This is a genomic window from Pseudomonas sp. A25(2017) (assembly GCF_002001065.1).
GTDB lineage: Bacteria > Pseudomonadota > Gammaproteobacteria > Pseudomonadales > Pseudomonadaceae > Aquipseudomonas > Aquipseudomonas kilonensis.
Genome location: NZ_MUOA01000068.1, coordinates 115537 through 135649, shown reverse-complemented (window position 1 = coordinate 135649; position 20113 = coordinate 115537). Strand labels below are relative to the sequence as shown.

The following is a 20113-nucleotide window of genomic DNA, read 5'->3' as shown; positions in this document are numbered from 1 at the left end:
GGACCTCTTTTGGAGCGTAGCAACTCGGGACCGGTCCCAAATTGCGCGCGCGATTAATGCGCTGTTACAAGGAAAATGCAAAAAACAAACCAAGGCTCCGAAAAGAAGCGTTTAGAGCCTCAAAAAGGTGTTTTTCGCCCGGTTGCGTGGCATTCAGCCAGCTTTTACGGGTACTTTCGAACCAAAATGGGTTTGGGATCTGAGTAGTGTGCAATGTATTGCACCAATATAGTGCGCAGTCCTGAGTGACGTCAGAAGAACGGCAGGATGCTGCTTTTTTCTTCTTCAGGCTTTTCGGCGAGGGGGCATTCGGGGCGTTGACCGTAGTCGGTCGTGGTGCAGGGCTTGATGCGGCGCTTTTGCGCCAGGGACATGCGTTGCATATGGAAGGGCTGGTTGGCGGTGCGTTCGACGATGCGGTCCTGCTCATCGAGGATTTCTACCGCCAGGTGATGGGTGCCTCGATCGATGTTGCTCAAGGCAAACACCGGGCTCGGCCCCGGCGCCCCCGTCGGCTGGCCGTCGAGCAGCAGGCGGTAGCGGTGGCTTTTTTTCAGGCCGGGTTCGCTGGTGACGCTGACGATCAGTTCGCCTGCGGTGCTGCGTATCGTCGCGTCCGGCTCGGGTATCAACAGTCGGAGCATTTCGTAATGAAACAGCGGCTCGGGCCGGGTTTCGGCGGTGGGCGCCGTTGTTGTGCCCGGGGGCGTTGGCATCCGGTTGCCGGGTGGCAGTTGGACTTTCTTCGCATTGCCGGGGCGCGGCTGATCGGTGAAGACGCGATTACCCTGGGCATCGATGTAGGTGTAGACCTGCGCCACCCCAGGCAGCGCCGCCAGTGCCAGGCTAAGCGCGAGCAGCCAGCGGATCATGGCTGGTGCACCCGCTGCACGGTGAACGTGACGGTTTCGCTTTGTTGCACGAGGGTGTCCCCGTCGATGACTTGCACCGCCAGGCTGTGCTCGCCCCGATCGATGTTCACCAATTGCAGGCGCGGTACGTTGGTCGGCTGGCCATAGGGTTGGCCGTCCAGCAGCAGCCGGAACAGGTGAGGGCTGCGCAGGCGCGGTTGCGCCCGCACGCCAACGGTGAAGGTGCCGTTGTTGGCGCGCAGGGCTTCTTCGGTGGGGATGTCGGTCAGTTCCAGTGCCTCGTAGGCATTGCGCGGCTCGTCGCTGTTGGCGGGGGCTGGCGGTGTGTCCGGGCTGGCCGGGGATTGGCGTTCGATACTGTTGAGCGGCGGCAACTCCACCGTCTGGGCCGGTACGCCTTGGGGCGGCTGGTTGCTGTAGGCGGTGTTGCCGTCGGCGTCGGTGTACTTGTAGATCTGCGCGGCGGCGGGCAGTGCCAGCAGCAACAACAGGATGATTGAAAAGCCGCGACCCATGGAAAATCGACCGAAAACGAAAAGTGATGGGTGCAGCATAGGCCAGGGCGGATGGTTGGCCCAAGTTGTTGTGTTGCATGCGCCTCCTGTGGGAGCGGGCTTGCTCGCGAAAGCGGTGTATCAGTCGACATCTGTGTGTCCGACACACCGCATTCGCGAGCAAGCCCGCTCCCACAAGGGGAGGTAGGCTGTCTTAAGCTTTTGTGGAGGTACACAGCTCTCCGGTCGCTCGGATCAGGGCGAGGCGGTGCACCGGGTGCTGCTTGTTGTGGTGGGTGGCTCGGGCCAGCCATTGCGGGCACTGCGGGTCGGTGCGGTAGGGGGCGAAGTCGGCCAGTTGTTGCAGCAGGCGTTTTTGCAACCGGTCGAGTTGCGGGCGGATCTGTCCCACCAGGTCCGGGCGCGGGAGGTCCGGGGCCTTACCTTCCTGGGCCCAGTCGGACAAGTTGATGTACTGCACCATTTTGTTGGCTTCTATCTGGGCGGCGAAAAACGCTTCCACGGTTTCGCCACTCAGCTTGTAGGCCGGCGCCTGGGCGACAGCCGCGGCAATGACTTCACGCTCGCGCTGACGGTCTTCTACCGGTTTATGGCTGTCCCATTTGCTCAGGGCCACTTGATCGGCGAGGGCCAGGCGTTCGCCAATGGCGTTAAGCAGCGGGGTCAGGGCCTCGGGGGCGTGAGTCGAGGCGGCTTCGGCGGTGGTGGCCAGCAGCGCGGCTGACAGGGCAAGGCAGAGTTTGAAGCGCAAAGTCATGGACAGTCTCGTCTTCTATGGGGGGGGGCGACGGGGCATCATGCACGTAACTGGCGCCCATAAAAAAGGCCTCCCGAAGGAGGCCTTTCTTTATTGCACGCCGTGCGTGGCGGCGCTTACTGGATTAGCAGCTGTAGTACAGCTCATATTCCAGTGGGTGTACGAAGGTGCGAACCTTGATTTCTTCTTCGCTTTTCAGTGCGATGTAAGCGTCGATGAAGTCATCGCTGAATACGCCGCCCTTGGTCAGGAAGGCACGGCCCTTGTCCAGCTCTTCCAGGGCTTCTTTCAAGCTGCCACACACCTGTGGAATTTCCTTGGCCTCTTCAGGCGGCAGGTCATACAGGTTTTTGTCAGCGGCGTCGCCAGGGTGGATCTTGTTCTGGATACCGTCCAGACCGGCCATCATCAGTGCAGCGAAGGCCAGGTACGGGTTGGCAGCCGGATCCGGGAAGCGCGCTTCGATACGGCGGGCTTTAGGGCTGTTCACGTAAGGAATACGGATCGAGGCGGAACGGTTGCGAGCTGAGTAGGCCAGCATGACCGGGGCTTCGAAGCCAGGTACCAGACGCTTGTAGGAGTTGGTCGACGGGTTGGTGAAGCCGTTCAGGGCCTTACCGTGCTTGATGATACCGCCGATGAAGTAGAGGGCGGTGTCCGACAGGCCAGCATAGCCTTCGCCTGCGAAGGTGTTCTTGCCGTCCTTGGAGATCGACATGTGAACGTGCATGCCCGAACCGTTGTCGCCGTACAGAGGCTTCGGCATGAAGGTCGCGGTGCGGCCGTAGGCGTCAGCAACGTTGTGTACGCAGTACTTCAGGGTCTGGACTTCGTCAGCCTTCTTGACCAGCGTGTTGAATTTCACGCCGATTTCGTTCTGGCCGGCAGTTGCCACTTCGTGGTGGTGAACTTCCACGGTCTGGCCCATTTCTTCCAGTGCGTTGCACATGGAGGTACGGATTTCGTGGTCGTGGTCGAACGGTGGAACCGGGAAGTAGCCGCCTTTGACGCCTGGACGGTGGCCTTTGTTGCCGCCTTCCACGTCCTGGTCGGACATCCACGAACCTTGTTCGGAGAAGATCTTGAACATGGAGCCGGAGATATCGGACTTGAATTTGACTTCGTCGAAAATGAAGAACTCAGGCTCAGGACCGAAGAAAGCGGTGTCGCCGATACCGGTGGACTTCAGGTATTCCTCGGCGCGGTGGGCGATGGCGCGTGGGTCGCGGTCATAGCCTTGCATGGTCGAAGGTTCGATGATGTCGCAGACCAGGATCAGGGTCGGCTCTTCGGTGAACGGATCCAGGACGGCAGTTTCGTCGTCCGGCATCAGGATCATGTCGGAGGCTTCGATGCCTTTCCAGCCGGAGATGGAGGAACCGTCGAACATTTTGCCGATTTCAAAGAATTCGTCGTCCAGCGCATCACGGGCCGGCATGGTCACGTGATGTTGAGTACCTTTGGTGTCAGTGAAGCGCAGATCAATCCACTTGACGTCATGATCTTTGATGAGTTGAACCGACTTCGACATATGTCCTCCGGGTGGCTTCGGGCGGGTAGTGGAGTGCCCTTAGATATGGGTGATGCCGGCGCGAATACTCTGCCAAGGCAACCTGCCTCACAAGGGAGCAAATTGCATGCCAGTGCCCCGCCATGGGTTTTTTTGCACCAAATCCACGCTTTTAAAGGCGTAAATCAAAGATTGTCAGACAATAACGCACTGCAATGTGGCGCCGTCAATCGATAATGACCTGTTTTGGTGCGTGTAAAACCATCTGCACATAAACTGGTTAAACCTTGAGCAATTTCCGCTATAATCCGCGCCCCCCTTTTTCGGCTGGCCGTTCGCGCGCTGTTTTCATGAAACTAATCGTAAAAGTCTTCCCCGAGATCACCATCAAGAGCCGCCCGGTACGGATGCGTTTCATCCGCCAGTTGGCCAAGAACATCCGTGCCGTGCTCCGAGACCTGGACCCGGCCGTGGTGGTGAATGGCGTGTGGGACAACCTCGAGCTGGAAACCCGTGTCAGCGAACCCAAGGTCCTGAAGGAAATGACCGAGCGCCTGAGCTGCATGCCGGGCATCGCGCATTTCCTGCAAGTCGATGAATACCCGCTGGGGGATTTCGACGACATCCTCGCCAAGTGCATGCTCCATTATGGTGATGCCCTGGCCGGCAAGATTTTTTCGGTGCGCTGCAAGCGTGCCGGCAAGCACCCGTTCAGTTCGATGGACGTGGAAAAGTACGTCGGCAGCCAGTTGCGCCGACAGTGCGGCGCGGCCGGTATTTCGCTGAAAGACCCGCAGATCGAAGTACGCATCGAAATTCGCGACCAGCGGCTGTTCGTGATCCACAGCCAGCACAACAGCATTGGCGGCTATCCGCTGGGTTCGCTGGAGCAGACCCTGGTGCTGATGTCCGGCGGTTTCGACTCCACGGTCGCCGCCTACCAGATCATGCGTCGCGGGTTGATGAGCCATTTCTGCTTCTTCAACCTCGGCGGGCGTGCCCATGAACTGGGCGTGATGGAAGTGGCGCACTTCATCTGGAAGAAGTACGGCAGCTCCCAACGCGTGTTATTTGTGAGTGTGCCGTTCGAAGAAGTCCTGGGCGAGATTCTCGGCAAAGTCGATAACAGTCATATGGGCGTCATTTTGAAGCGTATGATGTTGCGCGCCGCTTCACGAATTGCCGACCGCCTGCAAATCGATGCGCTGGTGACCGGCGAGGCGATCTCCCAGGTGTCGAGCCAGACGTTGCCGAACCTGTCGGTGATCGACTGCGTGACCGAGAAGCTGGTCTTGCGGCCGCTGATTGCCAGCCACAAGCAGGACATCATCGACCAGGCCAATGAAATCGGCACCGCCGAGTTTGCCCGGCACATGCCGGAGTACTGCGGCGTCATCTCGGTCAATCCGAAGACGGCGGCCAAGCGCGGGCGGGTGGAACACGAAGAGAAAGAATTCGACATGGCGGTGCTCGAGCGTGCGCTCGAAAACGCCAGGCTGGTGCCAATCGATCGAGTCATCGATGAGTTGGGCCAGGACATTCAGATTGAAGAAGTCGGCGAAGCGCTGGCCGGTCAGATCATCATCGACATCCGTCACCCGGACGACGCTGAAGACGACCCGCTGAGTATCGCCGGCATCGAGGTAAAAACGATGCCGTTCTATGCAGTGAACGCGCGTTTCAAGGAACTGGACCCTACTCGCCAGTACCTGCTGTATTGCGACAAAGGCGTGATGAGTCGCCTGCATGCCCACCATTTGCTCAGTGAGGGGCATGCCAATGTGCGCGTTTATCGACCGAGCTAAGTGCCCGGGGCTGTTTGCCTGTGGCCTGCGTCACCGGCCCCCCGACGCCGCCGACAGGCTGTAACGGCTTTGTCGGACTCAACGTAAATCGCTGCCACGACCTGTCAGCACACCGAATCCTCTGATCGAGATACACAAGTGATCGAAAATCTACGCAACATCGCCATCATTGCTCACGTTGACCATGGTAAGACCACCCTGGTAGACAAACTCTTGCGTCAATCCGGCACCCTGGAGCGCAACGAGCTCAACGACGAGCGCGTGATGGACTCCAACGACCAGGAAAAAGAGCGCGGTATTACCATCCTGGCGAAAAACACCGCCATCAACTGGAATGGCTACCACATCAACATCGTGGACACCCCGGGCCACGCCGACTTCGGTGGTGAAGTAGAGCGCGTGATGTCGATGGTCGACTCCGTGCTGCTGCTGGTTGACGCTCAAGACGGCCCTATGCCGCAAACCCGTTTCGTGACCAAGAAGGCTTTCGAAGCCGGTCTGCGTCCGATCGTGGTCATCAACAAGGTTGACCGTCCAGGCGCGCGTCCGGACTGGGTTCTGGACCAGATCTTCGACCTGTTCGACAACCTGGGTGCCACCGAAGAACAGCTGGACTTCAAAGTCGTCTACGCCTCGGCCCTGAACGGTATTGCCGGTCTGGACCACACCGCCATGGCTGAAGACATGACCCCGCTGTACCAGTCGATCGTCGACGACGTACCAGCACCGAAAGTCGACCGTGACGGTCCGTTCCAGATGCAGATCTCGGCACTGGACTACAACAGCTTCCTGGGTGTTATCGGTGTTGGCCGTATCGCCCGTGGTCGCATCAAGCCGAACACCCCGGTGGTTGCCATCGACGCCGACGGCAAGAAGCGCAACGGTCGTATCCTCAAGCTGATGGGTCACCACGGCCTGCACCGCATCGACGTTGAAGAAGCAGCGGCCGGCGACATCGTCTGCATCAGCGGCTTCGAGCAACTGTTCATCTCCGACACCCTGTGCGACCCACTGAACGTCGAAGCGATGAAGCCGTTGACCGTCGACGAGCCAACCGTTTCCATGACCTTCCAGGTCAACGACTCGCCATTCTGCGGTAAAGAAGGCAAGTTCGTGACCAGCCGTAACATCAAGGAACGCCTGGACAAAGAGCTGCTCTACAACGTGGCACTGCGCGTTGAAGAAGGCGACTCGGCCGACAAGTTCAAGGTCTCCGGCCGTGGTGAGCTGCACCTCTCGGTACTGATCGAAACCATGCGTCGCGAAGGCTTCGAAATGGGTGTGGGCCGTCCTGAAGTGATCATCCGCATGGTTGATGGCGTCAAGCACGAACCGTACGAAAACGTGACCATCGACCTGCCGGAAGAATCCCAGGGCGCGATCATGGAACAAATGGGCCTGCGTAAAGGCGACCTGACCAACATGGTTCCGGATGGCAAGGGCCGTGTGCGCCTTGAGTACAACATCCCGGCTCGTGGCCTGATCGGTTTCCGTAACGAGTTCCTGACCCTGACCTCCGGTGGCGGCATCCTGACTTCGATCTTCGATCGTTACGACGTGATGAAGTCCGGCGACATGTCTGGCCGTCAGAACGGTGTCCTGGTATCGGTTGCGACCGGCAAGGCACTGACCTACTCGCTGGAAACCCTGCAAGCGCGCGGCAAGCTGTTCGTCGAGCACGGCCAGGATATCTACGAAGGTCAAATCGTCGGCCTGAACAGCCGCGACAACGACCTGGGCGTGAACCCAACCAAAGGCAAGAAGCTCGACAACATGCGTGCTTCGGGCAAAGACGAAACCATCGCCCTGGTTCCGCCGGTCAAGTTCACCCTGGAGCAAGCTCTGGAGTTCGTGCAGGAAGACGAGCTGTGTGAAGTGACGCCGAAGTCGATTCGCCTGCGTAAGAAAATCCTTGGCGAAAGCGAGCGTACCCGCGCTGCCAAGAAAAGCGGCAACTGAGTTTCGACTTAGTTAGCAGCTAAAAAAACGCCCCTGATTGTGAAATCAGGGGCGTTTTTTTATGCCTGGAGTTTGTGTCTAGTTTGTCAGGGCCCTATCGCGAGCAGGCTCGCTCCCACAGTGGATTTATGTCGGACACAAAATCTGTATCCGCTGAAAATCAACTGTGGGAGCGAGCCTGCTCGCGATAAACGATGGTCCAGGCGCAGTTGAGCCAGTAGTCGATCAGAATTTGTCCAGCGTCCGCGGATTCCGCTCGCGCTCCACTTCCTTGGGTTTGTAGGCGCAATAGCCCGGACGTGGCCCGACCCGTGGATGGTTGCGGCAGGTGTCCGGACGTTTCTCGTAAATGGTGCACAACCGGCTTTTGCGGTCCAGATAAAGGCAATCGTTGTTGCTCATGCGCTGGAGCGTGAAGATTTCCGACTTCTGGTTGTAGCGCTCGACGATCCCTTCCTTTTGCAGGCGCTTGGCGATGTTCTTCGGCGGGTCGCCCAGTTCGAACTCATCGACGATGCCGATGCGGATCAGGTCCTTGATCTTGACCTCCACCGGCAGCGTGCAGCAGCTCGACACGCAGGAACCGCACATCGGGGCGGAGTACTTGGCCCAGGTATCGAGTCGGTCGATCTCCGCGGCGGCGATCAGGTTGGGCTTCATCATCACGGTTTACCAGCATGCATCAGGGCGCGCGATCATACCGGGACTGGTGAAATTTTGAACGACCATCCGCCAGTTTTTTTTCATCCCGGCCAAACCCGCCCGGATCGGCACGGCCCCTGCATTCATTCGACCATCCGGCAATTCCATGGCGATGATTCTCCGACACTCGGGGAAATCCACCGAACCAAGAGCCTGTACCGTCTGTCAGACCGTCTAGGCTCAGACAATTCCATGCTCGTTCGAGGTCTTATCAATGACTCAAGAACCACTTGTTCGCGAAGCCGAAGTTGCCGCATTTCGCGACGCCGTGTTGACCAAACTCACTTATGCCGTCGGCAAGGATCCGGATCATGCGTTTGATCACGACTGGTTCGAAGCCATTGCCCTCGCCGCCCGCGACCACATGGTCGATCACTGGATGGACCACACGCGACAGATCTACCGCAAGGGCCAGAAGCGCGTTTATTACCTCTCCCTGGAATTTCTCATCGGTCGCTTGCTCTACGACAGCCTGAGCAACCTCGGCCTGCTGGATACCGCCCGCGAAGCCCTGACCGAGTTGGGCGTGGACCTGGAGCGCATCCGTCTGCTCGAGCCGGATGCGGCGTTGGGCAACGGTGGCCTTGGCCGCTTGGCCGCATGTTTCATGGAGAGCATGTCGACCCTGGGCATCGCCGGCCATGGCTACGGTATTCGTTATGAACACGGCCTGTTCCGCCAGGCGATCGTCGACGGCTGGCAGCAGGAGCAGACCGAACACTGGCTGGATTTCGGCAACCCGTGGGAGTTCGAGCGGCCGGAGGTGGTCTACCCGATCGGCTTTGGCGGTGGCGTCGAGACCGTGACCGATGAGGCGGGTAAAACCCGGCAAGTCTGGTCCCCGGCCGAAACCGTGCGGGCCATCGCCTATGACACACCCGTGGTGGGCTGGCGCGGTGCCAGCGTCAACACCCTGCGCCTGTGGCGTGCCCGCGCCGTGGAAGACCTGCACCTGGAGCGCTTCAACGCTGGCGACCACCTGGGCGCGGTAGCCGAAGTGGCCCGGGCCGAAAGTATTTCCCGCGTGCTGTACCCGGCCGACAGCACCGAGGCTGGCCAGGAACTGCGCCTGCGCCAGGAGTACTTCTTCGTGGCCGCCTCGCTGCAGGACCTGCTGCGTCGTCATCGCAACATGCACACCTCGGTGCTGACCCTGGGCGACCACGCGGCGATCCAGCTCAACGACACTCACCCATCCATTGCCGTGGCCGAGCTGATGCGGCAACTGGTGGACGTCTACGACGTGGCGTGGGACGCGGCCTGGCAGATCACCCAGGACACACTGTCCTACACCAACCACACGTTGCTGCCCGAAGCCCTGGAAACCTGGCCGGTGGGGCTGATGGAGCGCATGTTGCCCCGGCACATGCAGATCATCTACCTGATCAACGCCCAGCACATCGATTCGCTGCGAGCCAAGGGCGTGCACGATTTTGATGTGCTGCGTTCGGTTTCGCTGATCGAAGAGGACAACGGTCGCCGGGTGCGCATGGGCAACCTGGCGTTCCTCGGTTCCCACAGCGTCAACGGCGTGTCCGGGTTGCATACCCAACTGATGCGCAGCACGGTGTTTTCCGAGCTGCACAAGCTCTATCCGGATCGGATCAACAACAAGACCAACGGCATCACCTTCCGCCGCTGGTTGTTCCAGGCCAACGCCGAATTGACCTCGATGATGGTCGACGCCCTCGGCCCGAGCGTGCTCGACAACCCCGAGGAGCGCCTGATCGAACTGGAGCCGTTTGCCGACAAGCCGGCGTTTCGCAAGCTGTTCGCCGAGCAGCGCTTGCACAGCAAGAAGGCCCTGGCTTATCTGATCCACGAGCGCCTGGGCATCGCCGTGAACCCGGCGGCGATGTTCGACGTGCAGGTCAAGCGGATCCACGAGTACAAGCGCCAGTTGCTCAACTTGATGCACACCGTGGCGCTGTACCAGGCGATCCGCGCCGAGCCGGAAGTGGACTGGGTGCCGCGGGTGAAGATCTTCGCCGGCAAGGCTGCCGCCAGCTATCACCAGGCCAAGCTGATCATCAAGCTGACCAACGACATCGCCCGGGTGGTGAACAACGACCCGACCGTGCGTGGCCTGCTCAAAGTGGTGTTCCTGCCCAACTACAACGTCAGCCTGGCCGAAAGCATCATCCCGGCGGCGGACCTGTCGGAGCAGATCTCCACGGCCGGTTTCGAAGCGTCGGGCACCAGCAACATGAAGTTCGGCCTCAACGGCGCACTGACCATCGGCACCATGGACGGCGCCAACGTGGAGATGCATGAGCGCGTCGGCGGTGAGCACATGTTCATCTTCGGCCTGACTGCCGAGCAGGTGGAGGCCCGCAAGCAAAACGGTGAGTTCAGCGCCGCGCCGGACATCGCCGCGTCCCATCGGCTCAACGATGTGTTGCAGGCGATTCGCGGCGGGGTGTTCTCGCCGGATGATCCGATGCGCTACGCCGGGCTCGTGGACTCGTTGGTCGATTACGATCGCTTCCTGGTCTGCGCCGACTTCGACTCGTACTGGAACGCCCAGGCCAAGGTCGAAGAGCGTTGGCATGACTCCAAGCAATGGTGGCGTTCGGCGGTGCTCAACACCGCGCGCATGGGCTGGTTCTCTTCGGATCGGACCATCCGTGAGTACGCGACCGACATCTGGAAAGCCCTGGAGTAGCATTTGCTGTAAGAAATGTGAGCGAAGCCCAACGGCGGTTGGGCTTCGTCGATATACTAGGCGCCAGTTTCGCCGGGCTATGTGGCCGGGCTCAGCACTGGAAGTGCCAACAATCCAATGTGGGAGCGAGCTGTGTGGGAGCAAGGCTTGCCCGCGATGAAAACGCCGCGGTCTCTTGAGGACCGCAGCGCCTGGATCGCGAGCAAGCTTTGCTCCCACACAGCTCGCTCCCACAGGGTTTGGGGGTTTCCACTAGACTGATCCAGGCACCGCATCACCCCGGTTACGCCCGCACGGGCCGCTTAGGGATATCGACCATGCAATGGATCTTGACGCTGTTGGGCCTGGCACTCGGCTGGGTGGTGGACGAGTCGTTCGCCGATGCGCTGATAGGCGCGCTGGTGGGGCTTGGCATCGCTCAGTCGTTTCGATTGGGGCGCCTGGGTATCCAGGCGGCCAAGCAACAGATCTTGTTGCAAGAGGCCCAGCAGAGCTTGCTCACGTTGGAGGCACGGCTGGCAGTGTTCGAGCGCGGGGCCGTTGCCGCATCGAGTGAGCCTGCGCCAGCGCCCGAGGTTGTCGTGCCCCAGGCCGCGAAGCCCGAAGCGCGCACCGAGCCAGAGCTGGTCTGGGAGTTGCCGCCAGATCTCGAGCCCGTTCCCACGATGGCCACCCAAGCCAGCCAGCCGTTGCCCGATGACGTTTGGAAACCCGCGCCAACCACGTCCAGTCGGCGTGCCGACCGCGACTTCACCCCGTTGCCCCTGGAACCGAGGGTTTCGAAACCCGCGGCCCCCCGTGGCCCGAATCTGTTCGACCGCGCCGTGATTGGCGCGCGCAACTGGCTGTTCGGTGGCAACACGGTGCTGCGGGTCGGTGTGGTGCTGTTGTTCCTCGGCCTGGCGTTTTTGCTGCGCTACGCCACCGAAGGCATGGTGGTGCCGATCGAATTGCGTTACGCCGGCGTCGCGGCCAGCGCGTTGGGCCTGTTGGGCCTGGGCTGGTGGTTGCGCCAACGCAACAGCAACTATGCGCTTATGCTCCAGGGCACCGGGATCGCGGTGCTGTACCTGACGGTGTTCGCGGCCATGCGCCTGCATCCGTTGCTCGATTCCAAGGCGGCCCTGGGCTTGCTGGTCGCGGTGACGGTGTTCTCGGCAATCCTGGCGATTACCCAGAACGCCCTGGGCCTGGCTGCGGCTGCGGCGCTGGGCGGGTTTGCCGCGCCGATCCTGACCTCCACCGGCAGTGGCAACCACGTCGCCCTGTTCAGCTATTTCATCCTGCTCAATGCCGGCATCCTTGCGATTGCCTGGTTCAAGGCCTGGCGCCTGCTCAACCTGATCGGTTTTGTCGGCACCTTCGGCATCGGTTTCGCCTGGGGCATGCGTTCCTACACGCCGGAACTGCTCTGGAGCACCGAACCGTTCCTGATCCTGTTCTTCCTTGTCTACCTGGCGATTGGCTTGCTGTTCACCCGGCGCAAGTTGCTGGAAATGAGCGATGCTCCCGAAGACGCCAGCCGCGATGCGCTGTTGCACTGGTCGGCGCGCAAGGGTGATTACGTGGACGGCACCATGCTGTTCGGCCCGCCGCTGGTGGGCTTCGGCTTGCAGTTCGCGTTGGTGCAGCATTTTGAGTTCGCCGCTGCGTTCAGCGCCCTTGCCCTGGGCATGATCTACATGGGCCTGGCGCGGGTATTGATGGGCGGTCGCGCCCTGCTGCTGGCGGAAACCTGCCTGGCCTTGGGGGTGATTTTTGCCAGCCTGGCGATCCCTTTGGGGCTCGATGCTCGTTGGACCGCAGCGGCGTGGGCCGTGGAGGGCGCAGGGATCTTCTGGCTGGGCCTGCGCCAGCAGCGCCCATTCGCCCGGGCTTTTGCCTTGTTGCTGCAGTTGGGCTCGGCACTGGCGTTCGTCAGCGAATTGCGTATCGGCGACGGCAGCCTGCTCGATGGGTCTGCGCTGGGCGCGTTGATGCTCGGCGGCGCCTTGCTGTTCACCTTCTACCAACTGCACAAGGCTGAGCCCGGACACAGCGCCCATTGGGAGCGCCAAGGCCTGCCGGTGCTGGCTGTGCTGGGGTTGAGTTTCCTCTATCTGCTGGCACCACTGTTCTTCTTCACCCACGGCACCGCCATCGCCTGGGCCCTGGCTGGATTGGCAACGCTGTTTGTTGGCCTGCGCCTGCAGTCGCGCAGCTTCCTGTTCAGCGCATTTGGGGTGCAATTGCTCGGCGGCGCGCTGTTCCTGCTGCGCTTGCAAGGCGCCGAGGGGGATTCGGCGGCGGTGTTCAGCGCGGGCTGGAGCGGTTTGCTCAGCGCCTCGCTGATCGGCCTGGCGTTGATTGGCGGCATGTTGCTGGCGGCACGTGACGACATGGTGCGCAACGATGTTCGGTTGCTGCGCGGCTTGTCGGTGGTGTTGCTGGCGGGGCTGGTGCTGATCAACCTCGCGGTGCTGTTCGTCCTGCCGTGGCAAACGGCGAGCGGTGTGTGGGCGGCCAGCGGCCTGTTGATCATCTGGCTGAGCCTGTACCTGAAACAGCGCGTGAGTTTTGTCTTCGGCCTGCTGCTGCAACTGCTGGGCGGTGCGGCGTTCCTGACCGCGGGGCCGGCGCTGTTGGGGCCGCTCAACGCCGAGGATCTGCGACCGCTGGCCCATAGCGGCTTCTGGACGCCGCTGGTGCTGGGGCTGGCAGCCCTGGTGGGCGCATGGCGCCTGCAGCGGGCGCACGCGGCGCGGGAACTCGAGGCCTTGAGCTTGCAGCGCTTGTCCGAGCTGCTGCTGATCTGGGGCGCCGGTTGGTGGGCGCTGGCGTGGGTCAGCGAAGTATTGCGCTTTGCCCCGGCGAACCTGCAAGGCAGCTGGCTGCTGCTGGTCGCGGCGATCAGCGTGGCGGTATGGACGGTCTTGGCGCTGCGGTTGAAATGGCCGGCGCTGGGGCTGCTGTGCACCTTGCTGATTCCGGCGGCGGGCTGCGTGCTGGTAGCAACGTGGCACAGCCACTATCACCCTGCCGCGAATTTCGGCTGGCTGGCCTGGCTGGCGGTATTTGCCGTGCATTTCCTCTCTCTCAAGCGCCTGGCTGCAACACTACCGGCCCAAGCACGCAGCACGGCCCATGTGCTCGGTTGCTGGTTGCTGATGGCGGTGTTGATGCTGGAGTTGCGTTACGGCCTGCTGTTGCTGTCCGAGCAGTACAACGCCTGGCGCTGGCTGGCCTGGGCGATCCTGCCAGGCCTTTACCTGGTGCTGATGGCCACGCCGCGTACCTTGCCGTGGCCGGTAGCGGCCCAACCGCGCGAATACCGCGTCTATGCGGCGGCGCCGATGGCGCTGTTGATGCTCGCTTGGTTCTGGCTGACCAACACCTTCAGTGATGGCAACTCAGAGCCGCTGCCGTATGTGCCGTTGCTCAATCCCTTGGAATTGGGCCTGCTGTTCGCCTTGTTCGGCATCTATGTGTGGGCCCGCAACGCCGTGGCGCAATCGACGAACCGCTGGAGTCGCGTCGGGCACATCGCCCAGTTGATCGCCGGTGTGTCGCTGTTCGCGTTCTTCACGGCCCTGGTGATGCGCACTGCCCACCAGTGGATGGGTGTCCCGTACGAACTGGATGCGCTGCTCGAGTCGATGTTCGTGCAGGCCGGCTTGTCCATTGTCTGGACCCTGATTGCCCTGGGCCTGATGATCGGGGGCCACCTGCGCCATCGTCGTGAAGTGTGGCTGATCGGTGCGGCGTTGATCGCCGTGGTCGTCGCCAAGTTGTTCTTTGTCGAATTGAGTAACCGTGGCGGTCTGGCGCGGATCGTGTCGTTTATCGGCGTGGGTGTGTTGCTATTGGTGGTGGGCTACTTCGCACCGCTGCCACCCAAGCGCCCGGAGACGGTCGCCGAGGATGAGCCGCCTATGCCTGTCAGTGAGGGAGTGTCATCTTGAGTCGCAAGTTGAATCGGATCGGGCTGGGTGTGGTCGGATTGTGGGTAGCCTTGTCGGCTACGGCCCAGGAGCAACCGGCGGATTTCGCCCATCAGGTGCCATTGGCCTTGAGTGGCGAGGGGCCGTGGTATCGCCTCCCATTGCCACTGGACGTTCAGCTGCAAGCGCGGCAGACCGACCTGAGCGACCTGCGGGTCTTCAACGCCACCGGCCAGCCCCAGGCCTACGCCCTGGTGCGCGAGTCGGCCCAGAGCCGGGAAAACCGCACCCTCACCGACGTGAAGTGGTTCCCGCTGTACAACGCCGTCGATGACAACGAGCGTGCGCCCAGTGTGCGAGTGCAATCGAACGCCAACGGCACCCTGGTGGAGGTCCAACCCTCCAGCCGGCTCGAAGCAGGGGAGGAGGCGTTGCGTGGCTGGTTGTTGGATGCCAGCGCGATCAAGGCACCGTTGCAGCAGTTGATCCTCGACTGGACCAGTGAGCGCGACGGTTTCCAGCGGTTCACCATCGAAGCCAGTGACGACTTGCAGCACTGGCAGTCGTGGGGCGAAGGCCAGGTGGCGCGCTTGACCTTTGCCGATGAGCGAGTCGAGCAGCATGAAGTGAGCTTGCCGGGGCAATCGGCGCGTTACTTGCGGTTGTTGTGGGATTCGCCGTCCTCCGCGCCGATCCTGACCTCGGCCCAACTGCAAAGCGCCAGCCGCGAAAGCCTGCCGTTGCCGCTGGTCTGGTCGCAGCCGTTGGCCGGCAGCACTGCGAAGGCCGGTGAATACACCTGGCAGTTGCCCATGGGGCTGAACATCGAGCAGGTGCAGGTCGAACTGAGCCAGGCCAACAGCCTGGCGCCGGTGACCCTGGCCGGTCGCCGTGAAAGCAGCCATCCGTGGCAACCGTTGGGCAGTGGCTTGCTCTATCGCCTGACCCAGAACGGCCAGGATGTGTTGCAAAACCAATTGCAACTGTCCGGCCAGACCGTGCAGCAATTGAAATTGACCGTGGATGAGCGCGGCGGCGGCCTGGGTAGCGAAGCCCCGGCCCTGCGCTTTGCCGTGCGTCCGACCCAGGTGGTGTTCCTGGCGCGCGGCGAAGGGCCCTACCGCCTGGCGCTGGGCAGCGCGACCGTCAAAGCGGCCAGCTTGCCACTGAGCACGCTGGTGCCCGATTACAAACCGTCGCGCCTGGCGACGCTGGGTACGGCGACCATGAACGGCGCGGCCACGTCGACCCCGGCGGCGGCCACGGCAAGCGCGCCTGCGACGGTCGAGACCAACTGGAAGAAAATCGGCTTGTGGGCGGTGCTGCTGCTCAGCGTGCTGTTCCTCGCGGCGATGGCGTTCAGCCTGTTGCGCAAGCCGCCGGTCAAATCCCCGTAGGAGCTGCGTAGGAGCTGTCGAGTGCAACGAGGCTGCGATCTTGCCCCAGACAATTGAATCTTGAGTGAAAAATCAAGATCAAAAGATCGCAGCCTCGCTTCGCTCGACAGCTCCTACGCAGGTTGGCAGGCTCGGATATGAACTCAATCCTCCATATCCCGTCTCATAGGAGGAATTAAGTCCCGACTCGCGCTAAACTGCGCTGGTTTTTCCGTCCCCTATTCTTCGGAGCCGTCCATGTCCCGCGTTACCTTGAGTCGCTATTTGATTGAGCAGACCCGCAGCAACAACACCCCTGCCGATCTGCGCTTTTTGATCGAAGTGGTGGCGCGTGCGTGCAAGGAAATCAGCCACGCCGTCTCCAAAGGCGCGCTGGGTGGTGTCCTGGGCAGCATGGGCACCGAAAACGTGCAGGGCGAAGTGCAGAAGAAGCTCGACGTGCTGTCCAACGAAATCCTGCTCGAAGCCAACGAATGGGGCGGTCACCTGGCCGGCATGGCGTCCGAGGAAATGGACAATGCCTACCAGATCCCGGGCAAATACCCCAAGGGTGCCTACCTGCTGGTGTTTGACCCACTGGACGGTTCGTCGAACATCGACATCAACGCACCGGTTGGCACCATCTTCTCGGTACTGCGTTGCCCGAATGAATACCTGAGCCAGAACGAAGCCTTGAATGAAAAGGCCTTCCTGCAGCCAGGCACCGAGCAGGTCGCTGCCGGTTACGCCATCTACGGCCCTCAGACCATGCTGGTGCTGACCCTGGGTGACGGCGTCAAGGGCTTCACCCTGGACCGCGAAATGGGCAGCTTCGTACTGACCCACGAAGACATCACCATTCCTGAAACCACCCAGGAATTCGCCATCAACATGTCCAACCAGCGTCACTGGGAAGCCCCGGTAAAACGCTACGTCGAAGAATTGCTGGCGGGCGAAGAAGGCCCGCTAAAGAAGAACTACAACATGCGCTGGGTTGCCGCGATGGTTGCCGATGTGCACCGCATCCTGACCCGTGGCGGTCTGTTCATGTACCCGCGCGACAGCCGTGAGCCGTCCAAGCCAGGCAAACTGCGCCTGATGTACGAAGCCAACCCGATGTCGTTCCTGGTGGAACAGGCGGGCGGCGCTTCCACCGACGGCCACCAGCGTATCCTCGATATCAAGCCCGAAGGCCTGCACCAGCGCGTAGCGGTGTTCCTCGGCTCGAAGGAAGAAGTGGCGCGCGCCACGGCCTACCACAAGGAATAAATCATGGCCGAGCCCTGGCAGCCGTTGCTCGACTGGTGGTTTGGTTCAGCCAAGACACCGGACGAGATATCGGCTGACAGAGGCAAGCTGTGGTTCGGCAAACGCCATGATCGCCAGGCCAACGAGCGCTTTGGCGATCAGGTCGAGCTGGCACTGGCCGGCGGATTGACTGACTGGGCGCAACGCCCGGAAGGTTGGCTGGCCCTGGTGCTGCTACTCGACCAACTCCCGCGAATGATCTTCCGCGACACCCCCAAGGCCTTCTCCGGTGACCTGCGTGCCCAAGCGCTGGTGGCCCAGGGCATGGCAGCGGGTTTTGACCGGCAACTCAAACCGATCCAGCGGGTATTCATCTATCTCGTACTCGAACACTGCGAAAACCTGGCGGTGCAGAACGAGGCCGTGTCACGGTTTATCGACTTGGTGCGAGAACAGCCGGAGGCGCAGCGGGCGGTGTTTGAGGACAACCTGGATTATGCCGAACGGCATCAGAAGATCATTGCCCGGTTTGGGCGCTTTCCCCATCGCAATGCGGTGTTGGGGCGCGAGTCCACGGCTGAGGAAGTGGAATTCTTGAACAGGCCTGGGTCCAGGTTCTGAGTGTTCTGCGCGGCTGATGCCGTCTTCGCGAGCAAGCCCGCTCCCACAGTTGATCGCGTTTACCTGACGGAACTCGGTCAACTGTGGGAGCGGGCTTGCTCGCGAAAGGGCCCTTGAGAGCACTAGATCCGGAAGCTACCCACCAACTGCTTCAACCGCGCCGCCTGCTGCTCAAGGTCGGCACAGGCCCGCAAGGTGGCTTGCAGGTTTTCCACGCCTTCCTGGTTCAGGGTGTTGATCTCGGTGATGTCGACGTTGATCGACTCCACCACGGCGGTCTGTTCTTCGGTGGCGGTGGCCACGGATTGGTTCATGCCGTCGATCTCACCAATACGCTGGGTCACGCTGCCCAGGCGCTCGCCGGCCTGGTTGGCGATGCCGACGCTGCTTTCGCTCTGGCGCTGGCTGTCCGTCATGGTCAGTACCGCTTCCCGGGCGCCGACTTGCAGCTCTTCGATCATCTTCTGCACTTGCTGCGCCGAATCCTGGGTGCGGTGGGCCAGGTTGCGCACTTCATCGGCCACCACCGCGAAGCCGCGTCCGGCTTCACCGGCACGGGCCGCTTCGATGGCGGCGTTGAGGGCGAGCAGGTTGGTCTGCTGGGAAATACTGGTGATCACCTCAAGAATCTGGCCGATGTTCACCGTGTTGCTGTTCAAGGTTTCGATGTTGCCGCACGAATCGCTGATCTTGGCCGACAACTGCTGCATGGCCGCGATGGTTTTATCCACCACTTGTTGGCCGTCTTCGGCCAGGTTGCGCGCATCGCTGGAGTGTTGCGAGGCGAGGGCGGCGTTCTGGGCGATTTCCTGGGCGGCGGCACCGAGCTGGTTGATGGCAGCGGCCACACTGCTGGTGCGCGAAGCCTGCTGGTCGGAGTTGAACATCGACGAGTTGGACGCGCTGACCACGCGCAGGGCGACTTCGTTGACCTGGCCAGTGGCCGAGGCCACTTCGCGGATCGAGGTGTGAATGCGCTCGACAAAACGGTTGAACGACGTGCCCAGGGCACCGAATTCGTCCTGGCCGTGGATGACCAGGCGTCGGGTCAGGTCGCCTTCGCCCTCGGCGATGTCATGCATGGCGCGCCCCATGGTCAGCAGCGGTTGCATCAACACGCGGATCAACATGCCGAGCAGGGCGATGATGAACACCACCGCGATGACCATGGCAATCAGCGCCGAAGTACGGAACTCGCTGAGCATCGCCAGCGCGGTGTCCTTGTCGAGCACCAATGCCACGTACCAATCGGCGCCCGGCACGCCGCTGACGCGGGTGAAGGAGATGAATTGGGTCTTGCCGTCGAGGTCGACTTCCTTCACGCCCGGGCTGATTTGAGGCGCGCCGTTAGGGTAGGCCTCGGCCAGGGTCTTGAGCACGCGCTTGCTGTCGGGGTGGATCAGGATCTTGCCGTCTGCACTGACGATGAACGCGTGGCCGTGGCCGCCGAAGTTCAGCGAATTGATGATGGCGCTGATGCTGGACAGGTCGATGTCCGCACCGGCCACGCCAATCATCTGGTTCTGGTGCTGCACCGGGGTGGCGACGGTGATCACCAGCTTGCCCGACGAGGCGGCGATGTAGGGTTCGGTGACGATGGTTTGCTGTGCGCTGTTGGCGGCCTTGTACCAGCCACGGGCGCGCGGGTCGTAGTCGGCGGCGCGATTGCCGGCCGGTACCGAGAACATCACGCCGTCGGTGCCACCAAAATAACTGAGCTGGAAATTGCCGGTGTAGGCCGGCAGGCCCACGGCGCGCTTGAGGCTGTCGGCACTGTTGCCGTCCACGGCGATCTGCTGGGCCAGCGATTGCAGCAGTTGGATGCGGCCGTCTACCCACGTCTGGATGTTGCGGCTGGTCAGGCTGCCGAGTTCCTGCATGGAGGTCTCGGTGCTGGCGTGCAGGCTCTGGCGTTGACGGTAGTCGTTGAACAGGATGAAACAGGCGAATGCGACGGCCACCACGAGGGCGGCAGCCAGCAGGATTTTATGGCTGAATTTCATGTTTCTGGTCATTAAGAGCACTACCGCGAAGGGACGGGTCAGGACGGGCTGTCAACTTGCCATAACGCAGGGTTTTGCGCTGTTACTTCTTATCGGCGCAAAAGCCCTGCCCATCAGGCGTCAGGGCCCCAATCCCGACGAAAGGTACGACGGCGTCACA

At 61.4% G+C, this 20113-nt stretch carries 13 protein-coding genes; 7 read left to right on the top strand and 6 right to left on the bottom strand.

The features are described 5' to 3' along the window. Positions 1–251: 251 nt before the first annotated feature. From B0E42_RS16930 to glnA, 4 genes are all read right to left on the bottom strand, one after another. Positions 252–872 carry a DUF4124 domain-containing protein gene (locus B0E42_RS16930; protein WP_077506891.1) on the bottom strand — a complete coding sequence of 207 codons (621 nt, stop codon included), beginning with the start codon at positions 870–872 and terminating at the stop codon, positions 252–254. After that, positions 869–1387, bottom strand: coding sequence for a DUF4124 domain-containing protein (locus B0E42_RS16925; protein ID WP_018606666.1), 519 nt, complete (start codon positions 1385–1387; stop codon positions 869–871). The genes B0E42_RS16930 and B0E42_RS16925 overlap by 4 nt, the downstream gene beginning before the upstream one ends. A 193-nt stretch (positions 1388–1580) precedes the next feature. After that, positions 1581–2144, bottom strand: a complete 564-nt coding sequence (locus B0E42_RS16920) for a chorismate mutase (protein WP_053178184.1) — start codon at positions 2142–2144, stop codon at positions 1581–1583. 124 nt (positions 2145–2268) lie between these two features. Further along, entirely contained in the window at positions 2269–3675 is a 1407-nt protein-coding gene (glnA, locus tag B0E42_RS16915) for a glutamate--ammonia ligase (protein WP_003186728.1), read from the bottom strand. Between the two features lie 329 nt (positions 3676–4004). Between glnA and thiI the strand changes: the two genes are divergently transcribed. Both thiI and typA read left to right on the top strand, forming a co-directional pair. Continuing rightward, positions 4005–5459, top strand: a complete 1455-nt coding sequence (gene thiI, locus B0E42_RS16905) for a tRNA uracil 4-sulfurtransferase ThiI (RefSeq protein WP_003196863.1) — start codon at positions 4005–4007, stop codon at positions 5457–5459. 138 nt (positions 5460–5597) lie between these two features. Further along, on the top strand, positions 5598–7418 hold the full coding sequence (typA, locus tag B0E42_RS16900; RefSeq protein WP_003186725.1) for a translational GTPase TypA: 1821 nt from the start codon (positions 5598–5600) through the stop codon (positions 7416–7418). A gap of 225 nt (positions 7419–7643) precedes the next feature. Here typA and B0E42_RS16895 read toward each other — a convergent pair whose 3' ends face one another. Next, positions 7644–8081, bottom strand: a complete 438-nt coding sequence (locus B0E42_RS16895) for a YkgJ family cysteine cluster protein (RefSeq protein ID WP_003196865.1) — start codon at positions 8079–8081, stop codon at positions 7644–7646. A gap of 253 nt (positions 8082–8334) precedes the next feature. Here B0E42_RS16895 and B0E42_RS16890 point away from each other — a divergent pair, with 253 nt between their 5' ends. The 5 genes from B0E42_RS16890 (at position 8335) to B0E42_RS16865 (ending at position 17950) form a co-directional block, all read left to right on the top strand. Then, positions 8335–10785 (top strand): glycogen/starch/alpha-glucan phosphorylase, encoded by a 2451-nt coding sequence (locus tag B0E42_RS16890; RefSeq protein WP_018606673.1) that lies wholly within the window; start codon positions 8335–8337, stop codon positions 10783–10785. Between the two features lie 317 nt (positions 10786–11102). Beyond that, the gene (locus B0E42_RS16880) at positions 11103–14726 is read left to right on the top strand and encodes a DUF2339 domain-containing protein (RefSeq protein WP_077506889.1); all 3624 of its coding nucleotides are present in this window, start codon (positions 11103–11105) and stop codon (positions 14724–14726) included. After that, on the top strand, positions 14723–16102 hold the full coding sequence (locus B0E42_RS16875) for a DUF3999 domain-containing protein (protein WP_077506888.1): 1380 nt from the start codon (positions 14723–14725) through the stop codon (positions 16100–16102). The genes B0E42_RS16880 and B0E42_RS16875 overlap by 4 nt, the downstream gene beginning before the upstream one ends. Before the next feature lie 237 nt (positions 16103–16339). Next, a complete protein-coding gene (locus B0E42_RS16870) occupies positions 16340–17350 on the top strand; it encodes a class 1 fructose-bisphosphatase (protein ID WP_018607993.1) in 1011 nt (336 codons plus the stop codon). A 3-nt stretch (positions 17351–17353) separates the two neighbouring features. Beyond that, positions 17354–17950, top strand: a complete 597-nt coding sequence (locus B0E42_RS16865) for a DUF924 family protein (RefSeq protein ID WP_003196874.1) — start codon at positions 17354–17356, stop codon at positions 17948–17950. Between the two features lie 122 nt (positions 17951–18072). Here B0E42_RS16865 and B0E42_RS16860 read toward each other — a convergent pair whose 3' ends face one another. Then, positions 18073–19965, bottom strand: coding sequence for a methyl-accepting chemotaxis protein (locus tag B0E42_RS16860; RefSeq protein ID WP_024618631.1), 1893 nt, complete (start codon positions 19963–19965; stop codon positions 18073–18075). Between the last annotated feature and the right edge of the window lie 148 nt (positions 19966–20113).